The following is a 363-nucleotide window of genomic DNA, read 5'->3' on the forward strand; positions in this document are numbered from 1 at the left end:
GCGGGGTCACAAACACACCGCCCGCGTGCTGTGGGGTCAATAACGCATCCCAATCGGGTGAATCCAATGCGTAACTGGCCCCGCACCGCAGCCACCCTGCACCGCATCCACCCCGCACCCCAGCGACGCTAGGACCGCGGCTCGCCCGAGCGCGCGCCGGCCGGGTCGCGTGGCATGAACGCCGCGGCGATCAGAGTCAGCACGGCGACGATCGCAGCGGCGATGAACACCCAGACGGATGCCGAGATGATGGTCGCGGGATCTTCCGGACCACCGCCGCGGGCGATGACCGAGTTGGAGATCGCGCCGAAGATCGCCACGCCCAGCCCCCTGCCCGCCGATCGCGCGCCGGCGGTCATGCCG

The 363-nt window shown here is 70.5% G+C and carries 1 pseudogene; it reads right to left on the minus strand.

Going from position 1 to position 363, the window contains the following annotated elements:
• Window positions 1–128 precede the first annotated feature (128 nt).
• Window positions 129–363 (minus strand): annotated as a pseudogene (locus tag J7E68_RS15415) (MFS transporter); the annotation flags it as partial.

This window comes from Microbacterium sp. ISL-103 (assembly GCF_018613995.1).
In the GTDB taxonomy this organism is placed as follows: domain Bacteria; phylum Actinomycetota; class Actinomycetes; order Actinomycetales; family Microbacteriaceae; genus Microbacterium.